At 62.2% G+C, this 15,909-nt stretch carries 11 protein-coding genes; 10 read left to right on the top strand and 1 reads right to left on the bottom strand.

The features are described from left to right. Window positions 1-94 precede the first annotated feature (94 nt). Genes ACR0EZ_RS19755 through ACR0EZ_RS19735 form a run of 5 tightly spaced genes read left to right on the top strand, consistent with a single transcriptional unit; the run spans window position 95 to window position 9,428 of the window. Window positions 95-1,642 (top strand): trimethylamine methyltransferase family protein, encoded by a 1,548-nt coding sequence (locus tag ACR0EZ_RS19755; protein WP_480616359.1) that lies wholly within the window; start codon window positions 95-97, stop codon window positions 1,640-1,642. After that, window positions 1,639-2,937 carry an aspartate aminotransferase family protein gene (locus ACR0EZ_RS19750; protein ID WP_480616357.1) on the top strand — a complete coding sequence of 433 codons (1,299 nt, stop codon included), beginning with the start codon at window positions 1,639-1,641 and terminating at the stop codon, window positions 2,935-2,937. Before ACR0EZ_RS19755 ends, ACR0EZ_RS19750 begins: the two co-directional genes overlap by 4 nt. Further along, a complete protein-coding gene (locus ACR0EZ_RS19745; protein WP_480616355.1) occupies window positions 2,934-5,348 on the top strand; it encodes a GcvT family protein in 2,415 nt (804 codons plus the stop codon). Before ACR0EZ_RS19750 ends, ACR0EZ_RS19745 begins: the two co-directional genes overlap by 4 nt. Then, the gene (locus tag ACR0EZ_RS19740; protein ID WP_480616353.1) at window positions 5,345-7,756 is read left to right on the top strand and encodes a GcvT family protein; all 2,412 of its coding nucleotides are present in this window, start codon (window positions 5,345-5,347) and stop codon (window positions 7,754-7,756) included. Before ACR0EZ_RS19745 ends, ACR0EZ_RS19740 begins: the two co-directional genes overlap by 4 nt. 4 nt (window positions 7,757-7,760) lie before the next feature. Then, complete coding sequence (locus ACR0EZ_RS19735; RefSeq protein ID WP_480616351.1) at window positions 7,761-9,428, top strand: thiamine pyrophosphate-binding protein; 1,668 nt, start codon at window positions 7,761-7,763, stop codon at window positions 9,426-9,428. A gap of 114 nt (window positions 9,429-9,542) precedes the next feature. On the opposite strand, the gene ACR0EZ_RS19730 is transcribed toward ACR0EZ_RS19735, so the two are convergent. Continuing rightward, window positions 9,543-10,145 (bottom strand): helix-turn-helix domain-containing protein, encoded by a 603-nt coding sequence (locus ACR0EZ_RS19730; protein WP_480616349.1) that lies wholly within the window; start codon window positions 10,143-10,145, stop codon window positions 9,543-9,545. A 146-nt stretch (window positions 10,146-10,291) separates the two neighbouring features. Between ACR0EZ_RS19730 and glyA the strand changes: the two genes are divergently transcribed. From glyA to ACR0EZ_RS19705, 5 genes are all read left to right on the top strand, one after another. Continuing rightward, window positions 10,292-11,545, top strand: a complete 1,254-nt coding sequence (glyA, locus tag ACR0EZ_RS19725; RefSeq protein ID WP_480616347.1) for a serine hydroxymethyltransferase — start codon at window positions 10,292-10,294, stop codon at window positions 11,543-11,545. 10 nt (window positions 11,546-11,555) lie between these two features. Next, window positions 11,556-12,938 carry a dihydrolipoyl dehydrogenase gene (lpdA, locus tag ACR0EZ_RS19720; RefSeq protein ID WP_480616345.1) on the top strand — a complete coding sequence of 461 codons (1,383 nt, stop codon included), beginning with the start codon at window positions 11,556-11,558 and terminating at the stop codon, window positions 12,936-12,938. Window positions 12,939-12,950: 12 nt separating this feature from the next. After that, window positions 12,951-13,895 (top strand): lipoyl synthase, encoded by a 945-nt coding sequence (gene lipA / locus ACR0EZ_RS19715; RefSeq protein WP_480616343.1) that lies wholly within the window; start codon window positions 12,951-12,953, stop codon window positions 13,893-13,895. Window positions 13,896-13,919: 24 nt separating this feature from the next. Next, complete coding sequence (locus ACR0EZ_RS19710; RefSeq protein WP_480616341.1) at window positions 13,920-15,290, top strand: alanine/glycine:cation symporter family protein; 1,371 nt, start codon at window positions 13,920-13,922, stop codon at window positions 15,288-15,290. Between the two features lie 78 nt (window positions 15,291-15,368). Then, a complete protein-coding gene (locus ACR0EZ_RS19705; protein ID WP_480616340.1) occupies window positions 15,369-15,791 on the top strand; it encodes a universal stress protein in 423 nt (140 codons plus the stop codon). Window positions 15,792-15,909 lie beyond the last annotated feature (118 nt).

Here is a 15,909-nt window from a genome sequence, read left to right as displayed (position 1 = left end):
GTTTTACTCATCTGATGCAAGAGAATCTTGTTTTTGTTGCGCTTGCTGCAAAGGCTTTAGCATGGGGGGTGAAGAACTTGCGTCAGGATCGCTTATGTCCGCCAGAGCCCGCCGCCGCGGTCGCGCCTCAAGGCTCGATCAATCCGTACCGGAAGAGGACGCCTCGCCCCCGGTTTGGCCGGGCCTGTCCGGGGGTGCGTTTCGGCCGCTTAATGATCGGGCGCTGGCTGATGTAAACGAAGCGGTCTTGCATTTGCTCGAGACATTGGGGCTTAGCCAGGCTTCGGCTTCCATGATCGAAAAGGTCTGCGCGCAGGGCGGGATTTGGACCGAAGATCAACGGCTTTTGTTTCCAAGGGATCTGGTGTTGCGCACAGTGGCCGAGGCGCGGCGCGATGTAGTGCTATACGGTCAGGACCCCGGGCACGATCTGGATATCTCGGGGTCGCGCGTGCACATGAGTTCGGGCGGGGCCGCGCCGGGGGTTTTCGATATCGAGGACGGGCGCTATCGCAATGGCACCGCCAGGGATCTTTACGATGCCGCGCGGATTGTGGATGCGATGGAGAACATCCATCATTTCAGCCGCTCCATCGTGGCCACGGATATTGAAGACGTGGCCGAGATGGACCTCAATACCGCCTATGCCTGCCTCATGGGCACTTCGAAACACGTATCGGTTTCGGTGTCTCAGCCGCAGAACGTCGCGCAACTGGCCGAGCTTTGTTACATGATCGCCGGCGGTGAAGATGCGTTCCGAGCCCGGCCCTTCCTGACCGTGATGGTCTGCCATGTCGTCCCGCCCATGCGCTTCGCGGAAGAGGCGTTGGACACGTTGGAGGCCGCCATTCTGGCGGGATTCCCGGTGCAACTGATCAGTGCCGGGCAAGCGGGGGCGACCAGCCCGGCAACAATTGCGGGGTCATTGGTGCAGGCGATTGCCGAAACTCTTGCAGGTCTGGTGTTCGCGCGGCTTGTCGATCCGGATGTGGCGGCCCTCTTTGGTCCCAAGCCGCTTGTGGCCGATCTGCGCACCGGCTCGATGTGCGCTGGCGGTGGCGAACAGGCGATCCTGATGGCCTCAGCCGCGCAGATGGGGCGGTATTACGACCTGCCGACCACTTCGATTGCCGGGATCACCGATTCCAAGACGCTGGACGCGCAATATGGCAGTGAGAAAAATCTGGCCGTCGCCTCGGCGGCGCATGCCGGATCGAACCTGATCACGCAATCCTGCGGCATGCAGGCCAGCCTGTTGGGCGTCGCGCTAGAAGCGTATGTCACCGACAATGACATGCTGGGCAATATCCTGCGGACGGTGCGCGGGGTCGAGGTCACGCCCGAAAACATCGGCGCCGATGTGATTGCCGAAGTGTGCCGGGGCGAGGGGCATTATCTTGGGCACCGCCATACATTCGGGCGGATGAAGTCTGATTACTTCTATCCTCATCTGGGCGACCGCCGCACCCCGCGCGAGTGGGAGGAGGATGGCGCACGCCCGATAGGCGATGTCGCGCGAAGCAAGACGCGCGAACTGCTGGCGGGACATTTCCCGGCGCATATTCTCGACGCGATGGACCGCGCCATTCGCCAACGTTTCAACATAAGGATCAGCCGGGATCAGATCGGACGGGCCCCATGAGGACCAATGCTTCACTGTCGGCGCGTGCCCGCCGGATCATGCCCGGCGGCGTCAGTCACGAACTGCGCTACAAGGCCCCGCATGCGATATACATCGACCGCGCCAAAGGGGCCGAGAAATGGGATGTTGAGGGCAAACGCTACATTGATTTCAAACTGGGTTCAGCCAGTCAGCTGTTGGGCAATTCCTGCCCCGAAGTGATGGAAGCCGTCGCGCGGCAACTGACCAAAACGCCCTATACCGGCGATTGCCACCCGCTGGAAATCGAATGGGCCGATTGGATTCACCGTCTGGTGCCCTCGGCCGATAAGGTGCGGTTTACCGGTTCGGGAACGGAATCCACGATGCTGGCCTTGCGGGTTGCCCGCGCTTATTCCCGCAAGGACAAGGTGCTGCGGATCGACGGGCATTTCCACGGCTGGCATGACCTGCTTCTGAAAGGCTCAAAACCCGGGTCCGATACGCCGCCCTCGCTGGGTGTGCCGCAGGCGATTGCCGATCTGACCGTGGTCGTCCCGCCCGCGCTGGATGCGATCCGCGCCGCGTTGGAGGCCGATGACGGCATCGGCACAATCTTTGTCGAGGCGTCGGGGGCAAATTATGGCTCGGTCCCTCTGCCGGACGGGTTCCTGCCCGGTATCCGCGCGCTGGCGGAAGAGCTGGGCAAGGTGCTGATATTTGATGAGGTGATCACCGGCTTTCGCTGGTCCCCCGGCGGGCGACAGGCGCGCGATGGCGTTGTGCCGGACCTGACCGCCATGGCCAAGGTTGTCACCGGCGGTCTGCCTGGCGGGGCCATCGCGGGTCGCGCGGATATCATGGACCTGCTGGACCCCGGCCAACCGGTTGACGGGCTTGCCCCGGCGGTCAGCCACAAGGGCACGTTCAACGCGGCACCTGTGGTGGCCGCAGGTGCGATTGCTGCGATGAAACTGCTGTCGACCGGAGAAGTGCAGGCCCGCGCCGACGCCATGGCCGCGCGCTTGCGCGACGGGTTCAACGCGGTGTTTGCGCGGCGCGGCGTGCCGGCGCTGGCCTATGGCGACAGTTCGACCTGCCATCTGAATTTCGGAGGCACGTCGATAGACGGGCTGAGCGCCGCGCAAATCCGCACCGTCCCACCTGCACTGGTTCAGGGCCTGCGCAGCGGGTTGCTGGACCGGGGTGTGGACTTCATGTCCTTCACTTCATGCGTGACTTCGAGCACCCATACCCCTGACCTGATCGACGAAGCGGTCGGGATTTTCGACGCCGTTCTGGGCGATCTGATCCAGACCGGGGTGATCGCCGCATGAGGTCTCTGCCAAAGCACGCCCGCACGGTTGTCATCGGTGGCGGCGTCATCGGCTGTTCGATCGCGTATCATCTGGCCCGCGAGGGGCGGACGGACATCGTGGTACTGGAACGCTCAAAACTGACCAGCGGAACGACATGGCACGCCGCCGGTCTGGTGCGCCGCCTGCGGCCCTCGGCGACGCTGACCAAGCTGATCACCTATTCGATTGACCTCTATGGGGAATTGGAGCGCGAGACCGGCCAGGCCACCGGCTGGACCCAGACCGGATCTCTGACGCTGGCCACCAATGCGGATCGGCTGACCAATATCAAACGGCAGGTCAGTCTGGGCCGCGCCTTTGGGCTTGAGGCCGAAGTCGTCGATGCGGCCCGCGCGAAAGAGCTGTGGCCGCTGATCGAAACAGATGAAGTGATCGGCGCGGTCTGGTCCCCGGCGGATGGCCGGGTGAACCCGTCGGACGTGGCGCTGGCGCTGTCGAAGGGCGCGCGGGCGCGCGGGGTGCGGTTCTTTGAAGACACCGTCGTGACGGGCTTGCAAAAGAAGGCCGGGCGCATCTCGGGCGTCGCGGTTGGGGACCATGTGATCGATACCGACGAGGTGGTGATCGCCTGTGGCCTCTGGTCCCGCGATGTGGCTGCGATGGCGGGCGCGCATATGCCGCTTTATGCCTGCGAACATTTCTACATCCTGACCAAACCGCTGGCCGAGGTGCAGGCGCTTGGCAAAGGCACTCATCTGCCGACGCTGAACGATCAGGACGCGTTCCTCTATGCCCGCGACGATGTCGAGGGGTTGCTGGTGGGCTGCTTCGAGCCCAATGCCAAGGGCCTGCCGCTGGACCGTCTGCCCAAGGATTTCAGCTTTGATCTGCTGGATGAGGATTGGGACCACTTCATGCCGATGATGGAAAACGCCCTGCGCCGGATACCCGCCTTGGAACGGGCCGAGGTGCGGATGCTGCTCAACGGGCCGGAAAGCTTCACCCTCGACAGCCAGTTCATGCTGGGCGAAAGCCCCGAGGTCCCGGGCCTGTTCCTGATGGGCGGCATGAACTCGACAGGTATTGCGCTGGCTGGCGGCGCGGGCAAGGCGATGGCCGAATGGATCATCGCGGGCGAACCGACCATGGAGCTGAACGAGGCCGACATTCGCCGCTTCAGCCCCGAGATGAACGTATTGGGCGCGTTGGAGGCCCGCATCCCCGAGGTTCTGGGTCGCCATTACGACAACCCCTATCCGGGACGGGCGATGGCCAGCGCCCGCGGCCAGCGCCGATCCCCCATTCATGCCGGGCTGGTTGCGGCGGGGGCGCGGTTTGAACCGCGCGGAGGCTGGGAACGGGCGGTGCATTTCGGCGGCAACACGGCGCATCTGCCTTTGACCTTTGGTGTGCCCGCGTGGCGCGCGCAAGTGGGGCAGGAGGTTCAGGCCTGCCGCGAGGGTGCAGCCATTCTGGATCAATCGGCTTTTGGCAAAATCATGGTGCAAGGACCGGACGCATGCGCATTTCTCAACCGTCTTTGCGCGGCCGAGATGGATATCGCCGTGGGACGCATTGCCTATAGCCAGATCCTGAACGCAGGCGGTGGCGTGGAAAGCGACCTGACGGTGCAGCGTCACGGGCCCGAGACTTATTTGCTCATCGTCGGCGCGGGAGAGGTTGTGCGTGACCTAAAGCGCATGCGCGAAACCCGAGGCGATTTCCGGGTTGAATTCACTGACGTGACCAGCGGCTATGCCATTCTGGGGCTGGCCGGGGCACAGGCCCGTCTGGTTTTGCAAGCGACTTCCAACACCCCTTTTCACGACCTGAAACGCTTTCATTTTGCGCCGGTCGAAATCGGTCTGGCACGCGGTTGGGCCGGGCGGCTGAGTTTCACCGGCGAAGAAGGCTATGAGCTTTACATTCCCGCCGATATGGCCATGGCCGCGTATGAGGCTTTGCTGGCCGCAGGGGCCAGCCATGCAGGGCTATACGCCAGCGGCAGCCTGCGGATCGAAAGCGGGTTCCGCGCTTTCGGGCATGAACTGACCCCCGGCACCACACCGCATGAGGCCGGTTTGGCTGCGTTCTGCGCCATGGGCTCCGGGTTTGTGGGCGAAAGGGCGCTGCAGGATCACACACCCGCGCGCCGGATCGTTTCGCTGCTGTTTGACGACCCCGACGCCATCCCGATCCATGATGAGCCAATCTACGACGAGGGTCAGGTTGTGGGCCAAATCACGTCCGCCGCATGGAGCTATCGATTTGGCCGCTCTGTCGCGCTGGCGATGATCTCGGGCACGCCGGGATTTTTCGACGAAAAATCTTCCACCGCTGATGGCACATGGCCGGTTGAGGTGGAAATCGCCTGCACCCGTTACACCGCCCGCGCGGCGCTTAAACCCGCCAAAGAGGCGTTCCGATGAGCGACACAACCCGCACCACTCAGGTCGCCATCATCGGAGGCGGGATCATGGGCGTTGCAGCCCAGTTCCAACTGGCTGAAAACGGCTGGACCGATACGATCCTGTTCGAAAAAGCGGAACTGACCAGCGGGTCGACATGGCACGCGGCCGGGCAGATCGCGCATGCGGTGGGCAGCCGGATCGCGGGTTGGATCAACAAGACCTCGATTGAAACCTACAAGCGCGTTGAGGCGGAGACCGGGCAAAGCATCGGCTGGCACGAGGTTGGCGGATTCCGGATCGCGACGACGGATGATGAGGTCGACTGGATGAAGTCGATCATGGGCGTCGGTAAACTGCTCGACCTGCCGATGGAACTGGTCGGGCCGGATGACGTGGCCAAGGGCAATCCGTTCTACCGAACCTCGGACATCAAGACGGCTGTTCAGACCTTTGAAGACGGGCATATCGATCCATCCGGTGTCACCATGGCGCTGGCCGCTGCCTCGCGCGCACGCGGGGCCAGGATCGAGCGGCACAACCGCGTCACGGGGGCGGCGCGCCGGGGCGACATGTGGCGTCTGGCGACGGAAAAGGGCGATGTGATGGCCGAACATGTGGTGATCGCTACAGGTTCCTATGCCAATCAGGTGGGCGAATGGTTCGGGCTGAAAATCCCCAGCGTTTCGTGCCTGCATCATTATCTGGTCACCGATACGGTACCCGAGTTCCTGGACCGCCCCGAGTTACCTGTCATGCGCGACAATGCCTTTGGCGGCTATATCCGGCAGGAGCAGAAATCGGGTCTGATCGGGATATACGAGGGCCATGTCTGCCCCACCATCTGGGAAATGCCGCAAGGCGCGCCCTGGGCAGCCGAAAATGAGTTGTTCGAGGCCGATTACGACTCGATTGGCGACTTCCTGATGGTGGCGTTCGACAAGATGCCCGTTCTGGCCGAGTTGGGGATCAAGCGTGTGGTGCGCGGCGCGATCACCCATACGCCGGACGGGGGTATGTTGGTGGGGCCGTCGGGCGCGCCGAATGTCTGGCTGTCTTGCGGGTCTTCGATAGGGCTGGCGTGGGGCGGTGGGGCCGGCAAAGTGCTGGCCGATTGGATGGTGCATGGCGAAACCCCGATCAACACGCGCGGCATGGACCCACGCCGTTACGGCGATTTCAGCACCGACCAGTTCATTGTCGAGCGTACTAAGGACGAATTCATGCGCCGCCATGATACGCCATGCCCCGGCAAACAATTCGATAGCCTGCGCCCCCTGAGGCGCCACCCGCTTTATGACCGTCTGGCCGCCAAGGGCGCGGTGTTTGGCGAGGTGGCGGGCTGGGAACGCCCGCGCTATTTCGGTGAGGTGGGCGAAGTTGAACAGATCGGCTGGGGCCGTCAGACTTGGCACAAAAACGCCATGGCCGAGGCCAGGGCCACACGCGCCACTGCCGGTGTGATCGATCTCTGCGCCTTTGCGCAGTTCGAGATTACGGGAAAGGACGCAGGGGCTTTGCTCGACCGGCTGTCGGCCAACACGATCCCGGCGCGGGACGGGCGGATCAGCCTCAACCACTTGCTGACGCCAAAAGGACGGTTCGAGACCGAGATCACAATCTGGCGCATCGCTCAGGATCGATACTTTACAGGCTCCGCCATCGCACGGGCGAACCCGGATTTTGATTGGATCAGGTCCCATATCCGGCCCGGTGAAGACGTGCGGATGATCAACCGCAGCGCGGATTGGGGGATGCTGGCCTTGTCCGGCCCGGCCTCGCGCCGGATCATGGCGGAACTGACGCGGGCTGATCTTGGCAACGCTGCCTTCCCCTGGCTGTCCGGGCAAGAGATCACCGTGGCGGGCATACCCTGTTATGCGCTGCGCGTGTCTTTCGTCGGCGAGCTTGGCTGGGAATTGCACGCGCCGCTGGGCCGGATCGGCGCGCTCTATGATGCTCTGTTCGAAGCGGGCAGCAAGCATGGGCTGGTCGATCTGGGCTCTTACGCGTTCAACGGGATGCGGATGGAAAAGGCCTATCGCGCAAGCGGTGAACTGACCACGGATGTCGGTCCGTTCGACGTTGGGCTCGATCGGTTCGTACGCGCCGAAGGGCGGTATTTCATCGGCAAGGACGCGCTTTTGGGCCGCGACCCGGCCTGGCAGCTATTCTATGCGGAACTCCATGCAGATGACGTCGACATTCACGGCCGCGAGCCTGTGTTGCTGGATGGCACGCCCGTCGGTCTGACCACCTCGGGCGGGTACGGCTACACGGTGGGCAAATCGTTGGGGTGGCTGTTCGTGCGCAAAGACACCCCGCGCCAGGGTCTAAGCGTGCAGATCCTGAACCGTGCCATTCCCGTGACCGTTCACGACGCCGCCACGTTTGACCCGCAGAACCTGAGACCCCGATCCGAGGACTAGACCCATGACCAACATCACCGGCGGCGAGGCCGTCTATCGCGTGCTCAAGGCCAACGGGATCGACACCGTGTTCGGTCTGCTCGGGGGCTCGATGCTCGAGCTCTACGACGCCATGTATCAGGGTGGCGAGGTCGCCTATGTCGGTGCGCGCGATGAACGTGCGGCGGGGCATATGGCCGATGCATGGGCCCGGATGACCGGCAAACCGGGCGTTGTGCTGGGCGCGCAGGCCGGGCCGGGCGTGGTCAATATCGTCACCGCCGTGGCCGAGGCGCATCTGGCCTATTCTCCGATGGTGGTCATCGCGGGCGCAATCACGCGGGCTGATCAGTGCAAGGACACGTTTCAGGAGGTCGATCAGGTGGCGCTGTTTGCGCCGATCTGCAAACGCTCGGTCATGGTCTCCGACCCGTCACGGCTGGTGCCGATGCTGGAAGATGCGATCCGGCTTGCAAATTCGGGCCGTCGCGGGCCGGTGGTATTGCATGTTCCACGTGACCTCTTTGCGGCCGAATTGCCGGCGATTGACCCGGCTTCGGTCAACATAGCCCGGCCCGGTCCGCCCGCGCCGGAAGACGTAGCGGCGATTGCCGCGCTTCTGAGCGGGGCGAAGCGTCCGGTGATCTTTGCCGGTGGCGGTTTCAAATGGGGCAAGGGGCGTGATGCCCTGACCGCTTTGGCCGAGGCACTAGAGGTGCCGGTTGTGGCCTCAACCGGTCATGCGGATGTGATGCGCCATGGTCATCCGTGGTTTGCCGGTCAGGCGGGACCCCGTGGCAATCGTGTTGCGAGCCGTCTGACCAGAGAGGCCGACGTGATGGTGGCGCTGGGCGCGCGGCTTGGCTTCAATTCGACCTTCCACAGCAATGATTATGTCGGGGCGGAAACCCGGATAGCCCATGTCGACATTGATGGGTCCGCGGTGGGTCGCTACTTCCCGGCCGAGATCGCGGTGCAGGCCGATGCCCGCCTGACGGCAGAGGCTTTGACCAAAGCCGCTACGAAGCCCGATGCCGAGGGATGGCGCAGCGCATTCAGGGCAGACATGGCCAGCCTTGCCGCCGAGCGCGCGGAAGAGGCACAGATCGCCACCCTACCGATGCACCCGCGCCGCGCCTTGGCCGAGATTCGGGCGGCGCTGCCGGAAAACGCCATCGTCACGCTGGACACAGGCAACACATGCCTGCAAGCCGCGGACCGGCTGGCGCATTACGACCCCCTGTCGCTGATCACACCGCTGGACTTCGGCCTGGTGGGATTTGGTCTGGCCGCCGCGATCGGTGCAAAAGCGGCTGCCCCGGATCGGCCTGTCGTTGCCGTGATGGGCGATGGCGCGGTGGGGTATACCATGATCGAGATTCAGACAGCCATTCAGCACGGATTGCCCATTGTCATCGTGGTTCTGGATAACGAAGCATGGGGGGCCGAAAAAGCCTATCAGGCAGAGTTTTATGGTGGGCGGTTGTTGGGGGCCGAGATCACATCGCCCCGCTATGACAAATTCGCCGCGCTGTGCGGCGGCAAAGGTATCTGGGTCGGCTGTCCCGGCGAACTGGGTCCGGCGCTGAACGCGGCCATCGTTGCAAATCAGACCACGGTGATTCAGGCCAAGATCGATCCGGGTGCTCTGACGACCCTGCGCAAGGACTTGTTCAAACCTCCGTCCCGGTAGTGATATTGTTCCAACCGGGGCCGCATCGCGGACATGTTTGTTGAAAGAAACACGACGTCTGTTGTGACAAAGCGCTCGTCTCTCAGACCCTTCCGAGCGGAAGCCGTCCTTGGACTATTCCAGTGAAACCCACAGAACCTTGGCGTCATCCTTGCTGGTCGAGATGCAACCGTGCCCCATGCTGCTGTCGTAATACAGCGAGTCACCCGCTTTCATCGGCAAGGGTCGGTAGTGTTCGGAAACAAAGATCAACTCTCCGCTGATCACATACAAGAACTCTTCGCCGCTGTGGCGGATCCAGGTTTCAAATTCGGACACGTCGCGCGCTTTGATCGTGGCGATGTATGGCAGCATCCGTTTGCTGGTCAACTCGGGGCAAAGCAGTTCGTGCAGGTAAGTGGATGTATCCCGTATCTCGCCTGCACCCGCCGGAGTGTAATCGCGGCGTCCCGAAATGCCCGTCTGGCCCGACTGCAGGAACAGTTGCGGAGTGCTCAGATCAAGGGCCTGTGTCAGCCGCCGAACGATGTCGAAACTGGGCCGCGTCTGGTTGTTTTCGATCTTCGAAAGGGTGGACCGCCCGATTCCCGCAGCACGTCCGGCTTCCTCCAAAGTCCAGCCTTTTGCGCGGCGCGCGTCGCGGATCGACCGGCCCAAAGCCGCCCCATCGTCGTGATCTGCCGGCCCGGAAACATCGTTCGGAGCTTCGTCTGGCATTAAAATCTCCATTCTTTGCTGTAGGTTAGCTAATTCCCCTGTCGTGCACAACTTCACATTTCCGAGAATTGTGTTGCCATAATGGACATAATTCCACTATAGGAAACAAAATCCCTTGTACGTAACATATGCCGCGAGAGGAAATCATGTTCACAACGTCACTCACGAAGACTGATCCGATCATTGCTGCGTCGATTGCGCGTGAAGGCAAGCGCCAGGCGGAACAAATCGAACTCATCGCGTCCGAGAACATCGTCTCGCAGGCCGTGATCGATGCACAGGGATCCGTGCTGACGAACAAATATGCCGAAGGCTATCCCGGTCGCCGCTACTACGGCGGGTGCGAATTTGTGGACGAAGTCGAGGCCGAGGCGATTGAGCGTCTGAAAAAGCTGTTCGGCTGCGCCTTCGCCAATGTACAGCCGCATTCCGGCGCGCAAGCCAACGGGGCAGTGAAGCTTGCTTTGCTCAGCCCCGGTGACACGATCCTTGGCATGTCGCTGGATGCGGGCGGGCACCTGACACATGGTGCCAAACCGGCGCAGTCGGGCAAATGGTTTCACCCGGTTCAATACGGTCTGACCGATGCCGGGCTGATTGACTATGATCAGGTCGAAGCGCTGGCGAGGGCGGAAAAGCCCAAGATGATCATCGCAGGCGCATCGGCCTATTCGCAGCAGATTGACTTTGCCTGCTTCCGCGCAATCGCGGATGAGGTCGGGGCCTGGCTGCTGGCTGACATGGCCCATATCGCAGGTCTGGTCGCCACGGGCCTGCATCCGTCGCCGGTCGGTCACGCGCATGTGGTGACGTCAACCACCCACAAGACCCTGCGCGGCCCGCGCGGCGGGATCATCCTGACCAATGACGAGGCGCTGGCGAAAAAGATCAACTCGGCGGTGTTTCCAGGCCTGCAGGGCGGCCCGCTGATGCATGTGATCGCAGGCAAGGCCGTGGCGTTTGGCGAGGCGCTGCAGCCCGAGTTCAAAACCTATATGCAGCGCGTGGTGGACAGCGCCTCGGCACTGGCCGGGGTGATGATCGCGCGCGGATGCGACATCGTATCGGGTGGAACCCAGAACCATCTGATGCTGGTGGATCTGAGGCCGCTTGGCGTCACCGGTAAGGATGCTGAAGCGGCGCTGGAACGGGCAGGGTTTACCTGCAACAAGAACAGTGTTCCGGGCGACCCCGAGAAGCCGACCGTCACCAGCGGTATTCGTCTGGGCACCGCCGCCGGGTGCAGCCGCGGGTTCGGCCCCGATGAGTTCCGCCAGATCGGTCATATGATCGGCGATGTGCTGGATGCGCTGGCCCGAACGCCCGAGGGTGATGAAACCATCGAAGCGCAGACCCGCGACAAGGTTCGCGCCCTGTGTGCGGCACACCCCATCTACTGAGAGAAAAGTCATGAACATCTATGACCTGATCGTCATCGGCGGTGGTCCGGGCGGCTATGTCGCGGCCATTCGCGCGGCCCAGCTGGGCATGAAAGTAGCATGTGTCGAAGGGCGCGGGGCGCTTGGCGGAACCTGTCTGAATGTGGGGTGTATCCCCTCGAAAGCGTTGCTGACCTCTTCGGCCAAATATGCCGAACTTGCATATCTCTCCTCCCATGGCATTGCGGTCGAAGGGGCCAGCATCGACGTGCCCGCAATGATGGGGCGCAAGGACAAGATCGTCGGCGATCTGACCAAGGGGATCGGATTCCTGTTCAAAAAAAATGGGGTCGAGTTGATCGAAGGCTGGGCCAGCATCCCGGCGGATGGGCAGGTCAAGGTCGGTGACGACATCTATGAGGCCAAGAACATCTTGATCGCCACCGGGTCCGAACCGACACCGCTGAACGGGATCGAGATTGACGAGCGTGACATCCTTAGTTCCACCGGCGCGCTTGAGCTTGAGACGGTGCCCGAGCATCTGGTCGTCGTCGGGGCAGGGGTCATCGGGCTCGAGCTTGGTCAGGTCTGGGCGCGTCTAGGGGCCAGGGTCACTGTCGTCGAATATCTGGATCGCGTCCTGCCCGGCATCGATGGTGAGATTGCAAAGCTGGCGCAACGGGCGCTGGCGAAACGCGGGCTGAAATTCCAGTTGGGCCGCGCGCTGAAGGCTATCGAAAAGACCGAGGCCGGATTGACGCTTGCTCTGGATCGGGTTGGCAAAGACAAGGAAGAGGTGATCGAGGCTGACAAGGTCCTGATCGCTGTCGGTCGCCGACCCGTATCGCGCGGGCTGAGGCTGGAGGAATTGGGGATAGCCCTGGACCCGCGCGGTTTTGTTCAGGTGGACAACAGGTTCCGCACATCGGTTCCCGGCATCTATGCAATCGGGGACTGCATCCCCGGCCCGATGCTAGCGCATAAGGCCGAAGAAGATGGTGTCGCCTGCGTTGAGATGCTGGCGGGGCAGGGTGGCCATGTCGATTACAACACTGTGCCGGGGGTTGTGTATACCGACCCCGAAGTTGCCTCGGTCGGCCTGACTGAAGAGGCTCTGAAAGAGGCTGGCACCGAATACGCGGTCGGCAAATTCGCTTTCATGGCGAACTCGCGCGCGCGTTCAACTGGCGAAACCGATGGCGCGGTCAAGGTTCTGGCCGATCCGAACGGCACGATTCTGGGCGCCCATATCTGCGGTGCCCATGGCGGCGACCTGATCGCCGAACTGGTTCTGGCCATGACCAAAGGCGCAACCGTCGCTGATGTGGCCGCCACCTGTCATGCACACCCGGCCATGGGCGAGGCGGTCAAGGAAGCCTGCCTTGATGCCATGGGCCGTGCCATCCACGCGTAAAGGACCAGCCAGATGACCCTCCAGCTGCGCCCCCGCCACCCGGAAAAGGCCAAAAAGGCCGACAGCGCCATACCGCGCAAGCCGAAGTGGATTCGTCGCAAAAAGATCGAAAGCGCCGAGTATTACGAGACCCGCCGCTTGATGCGCGACCACAATCTGGCGACGGTTTGCGAAGAGGCCGCCTGCCCCAATATCGGCGAATGCTGGTCCATGCGCCACGCCACCATGATGATCATGGGCGAGGTCTGCACCCGCGGCTGTTCCTTCTGCAACGTCTCGACGGGCCGTCCGGACGCGCTGGATGTGTTCGAACCGGGCCGCGTCGCGGCGGCGGTCAGGAAACTGGGCCTGCGTCACGTGGTGATCACATCCGTGGACCGGGACGATCTGGCCGATGGCGGCGCAGACCATATCGCCCGGACTATCCGCGCCGTGCGCCACCAGAACCCCGGCACCACGGTCGAGGTTCTGACCCCCGATTTTCTGGGCAAGGGCGCCGCGGCGGACATCGTGTTCGACGCCGCCCCGGACGTATTCAACCACAATCTGGAAACCGTCCCGCATCTTTATCCGACAGTGCGGCCCGGCGCGCGCTATTTCACCTCGCTGCGGCTGCTGGACGACGCCAAGCGCGCCAATCCACAGGTTTTCACCAAATCCGGCATGATGGTGGGGCTGGGGGAAAGCCTGAATGATGTGCGGCAGGTGATGGACGACCTGCGAGCGGCACAGGTCGATTTCCTGACCGTCGGTCAATACCTGCAACCGACCCCGAAACATCACCCGATCGACCGGTTCTGGACACCGGAAGAATTCGCCCAGCTGGAGCAGATCGCACGCTCCAAGGGCTTTTTGCACGTGTCGGCAACCCCGCTGACCCGTTCGTCGTTCCACGCGGACGAAGACTTTGCCGCCCTCAAGCAGGCCCGCCAGCGGGCGCTCGCGACCGGGGCATAACCAAACGCAAATGGGAGGGATACCATGGAAGCGTTAAATTCAATCGTAGGGGCCATCAATGGCGTCGTATGGGGGCCGCTGATGCTGGTTCTCATTCTGGGCGTCGGCTTCTTCTTGCAGGTGGGGCTGAAATTCATGCCGATCCTGCGCATCGGCACGGGCTTCAGCTTGCTGTTCAAAGGCCGCGAGGGTCAGGGCGAAGGGCAGATCAGCCCGTTCAACGCGCTGATGACCTCGCTGTCGGCGACCATCGGTACGGGCAACATCGCCGGTGTGGCCACTGCTGTCTTCCTGGGCGGTCCGGGCGCATTGTTCTGGATGTGGATGACCGCCCTGGTGGGCATGGCCACCAAATATGCCGAAGCTGTCTGCGCGGTGAAGTACCGTGAAAAGGACGAGCTGGGCAACTTTGTCGGCGGCCCGATGTATTACATCAAGAACGGGCTCGGCGCGAAATGGGCATGGCTGGGCGTGGCCTTCGCCCTTTTCGGCGCAATTGCGGCCTTCGGCATCGGCAACGGTGTGCAGGCCAACGGTGTGGCGCAGGTTCTGGAATCGAACTTCGGCGTCAATACCTCGGTCACCGGCGTGGTCCTGATGGTCCTGACCGCTGCCGTTATTTTGGGCGGCATCACCCGCATCGGCGCGGTTGCCGGTAAGCTGGTTCCGTTCATGGCGATTGCCTACATCATCGCCGGTCTGCTGGTTCTGCTGATCAACATCGGCAATATCGGCCACGCACTGTCGCTGGTCTTCACCTACGCGTTCACCCCCTCGGCCGCCGAAGGTGGTTTTGCGGGCGCAGCCGTCTGGGCCGCCATCCGCTTTGGTGTGGCACGCGGTGTGTTCTCGAACGAGGCCGGTTTGGGCTCCGCCCCGATCGCACACGCCGCAGCCGAGACCAAAGGTCCGGTCAACCAGGGCCTGATCGCGATGCTGGGTACGTTCATTGACACCATCATCGTCTGCTCGATCACCGGTCTGGCGATCATCTCTTCGGGTGCTTGGACATCGGGTGAATCGGGCGCGGCCCTGACCTCGCTGGCCTTCGCAAACTCGCTGCCGGGCGGTGGTCACCTGATCGCAATCGCGCTGTCGATCTTTGCCTTCACCACCATTCTGGGCTGGTCGTTCTATGGCGAGAAATGCGTCGAGTTCCTGCTGGGTGTCAAATCGCTGATGCCCTACCGCGTGCTGTGGATCGTTGCGATCTACTTCGGCGCGACGGCGGATCTGGGCTTCATCTGGCTGCTGGCGGATACGCTGAACGCCATGATGGCCATCCCGAACCTGATTGCCCTGGCCCTGCTGAGCCCCATCGTCTTCAAACTGACGAAAGAGTTCTTTGCCTCGGGCGGCCAATCCGAGGAACCGGGTGGCTCACCAGCCGAATAATTCGGTCCTGAAAAAATCGGGGGGCCAACCCGGCCCCCCGCCTTTGAAACAGAATTCCATATTTCGAGGAGAGACGTGATGGCCACGAAAATCCTGCTGCCCATCGATCACACCGACGACCGCTCGTGGAAACTGGCCCTGCCGGTCGCATTGGAACAGGCAAAATTCTATGGTGCCGAACTGCATGCGGTTGCCGTCATCCCCGAGATCATCCAACTGCCGAACCTGCCCGCCAACTATGGCGCTGGCGCCAAAGACCACGTGCGGGGTGCGGTTCAGGCCATTCTGGACCATGCCAATGCCTCGGACGTGCCGGTTCATGTCGAAGAAGGCAGCGTTTACCGCGAAATCCTGAAGCTTGCCTACAAGGAAGGCTTTGATCTGATCGTCATGGCGTCGACCAAGGGCGATTTCCCGAATTATGAGATTGGTCCGAACCTGGCCCGTGTCGTGCGCAACGCGCATTGCACCGTCATGGTCGTTCGCGACCGATCCCGCTGAATGAAAGGTTGAGAAAATGACCGAATTGAAACGCACGCCTCTCTACGCTTTGCATGTTGAGTTGGGTGGCAAGCTGGTTGATTTTGCGGGTTGGGAGATGCCTGTTCAGTATCCTTTG

The organism is Ruegeria sp. AK4, from assembly GCF_056541025.1.
This window is presented reverse-complemented; position numbering and strand designations above follow the sequence as displayed.

Excerpts from the sequence above, each read along its gene's own strand:
- ACR0EZ_RS19755 (WP_480616359.1), top strand. The coding sequence starts at position 95 with ATGTCCGCCAGAGCCCGCCGCCGCGGTCGCGCCTCAAGGCTCGATCAA.
- ACR0EZ_RS19750 (WP_480616357.1), top strand. The coding sequence starts at position 1,639 with ATGAGGACCAATGCTTCACTGTCGGCGCGTGCCCGCCGGATCATGCCC.
- ACR0EZ_RS19745 (WP_480616355.1), top strand. The coding sequence starts at position 2,934 with ATGAGGTCTCTGCCAAAGCACGCCCGCACGGTTGTCATCGGTGGCGGC.
- ACR0EZ_RS19740 (WP_480616353.1), top strand. The coding sequence starts at position 5,345 with ATGAGCGACACAACCCGCACCACTCAGGTCGCCATCATCGGAGGCGGG.
- ACR0EZ_RS19735 (WP_480616351.1), top strand. The coding sequence starts at position 7,761 with ATGACCAACATCACCGGCGGCGAGGCCGTCTATCGCGTGCTCAAGGCC.
- ACR0EZ_RS19730 (WP_480616349.1), bottom strand. The coding sequence starts at position 10,145 with ATGCCAGACGAAGCTCCGAACGATGTTTCCGGGCCGGCAGATCACGAC.
- glyA (WP_480616347.1), top strand. The coding sequence starts at position 10,292 with ATGTTCACAACGTCACTCACGAAGACTGATCCGATCATTGCTGCGTCG.
- lpdA (WP_480616345.1), top strand. The coding sequence starts at position 11,556 with ATGAACATCTATGACCTGATCGTCATCGGCGGTGGTCCGGGCGGCTAT.
- lipA (WP_480616343.1), top strand. The coding sequence starts at position 12,951 with ATGACCCTCCAGCTGCGCCCCCGCCACCCGGAAAAGGCCAAAAAGGCC.
- ACR0EZ_RS19710 (WP_480616341.1), top strand. The coding sequence starts at position 13,920 with ATGGAAGCGTTAAATTCAATCGTAGGGGCCATCAATGGCGTCGTATGG.
- ACR0EZ_RS19705 (WP_480616340.1), top strand. The coding sequence starts at position 15,369 with ATGGCCACGAAAATCCTGCTGCCCATCGATCACACCGACGACCGCTCG.